The organism is Candidatus Pelagibacter communis, assembly GCF_001180105.1.
Taxonomy (GTDB): Bacteria; Pseudomonadota; Alphaproteobacteria; order Pelagibacterales; family Pelagibacteraceae; genus Pelagibacter; species Pelagibacter ubique_K.
Map to the genome: position 1 here is coordinate 1 of NZ_CVSO01000059.1, position 543 is coordinate 543.

Annotated in this window: 1 protein-coding gene; it reads right to left on the reverse strand. The window is 22.3% G+C overall.

Features of this window, described 5'->3' with window-relative positions; all coding sequences use genetic code 11:
- Positions 1–380: 380 nt before the first annotated feature.
- Positions 381–543: sigma factor-like helix-turn-helix DNA-binding protein (locus AMN84_RS03685; RefSeq protein ID WP_143755548.1), on the reverse strand; the 163-nt coding region annotated here is incomplete at its 5' end.

The following is a 543-nucleotide window of genomic DNA, read 5'->3' on the forward strand; positions in this document are numbered from 1 at the left end:
ATTATAAAAGAAATAATTTATTAAAAAGAAGAATAATATAAATCTTAAAAAACCGAAGTTTCGGAAAAATCCGGATGAAATATCAAGAGAAATCAATGAATTGAAAATTAAATAAAGATAAAAAATTGAAAAAAGTATTATTATTTTTTTGTCGTGAAAAATTAAGTTTTTATTAAAACAATAAAAACAAAAAAATAAAGAAATAAGTAAAACATTAATCAAGGATATACTTGGACCTAATATTATAGAAAAGGGTATAATGGAGAGCAAAATTAAAGGTAGATCTAAATTTTTTTTGTAAATATTTTGTAACATCTAATTAGATAAGTTTAATTTAAAGTCAAATTTTTAGCTAATCAAATATTATTAATATATTTATTTTAACTTTCTAAAAAGCTTTTTAATTGTTTTGATCTACTAGGGTGTTTAAGTTTTCTTAAAGCTTTGGCTTCAATTTGACGAATTCTTTCCCTAGTTACAGAAAACTGCAAGCCAACTTCCTCTAAAGTATGGTCAGTGTTCATTCCTACTCCAAATCTCATT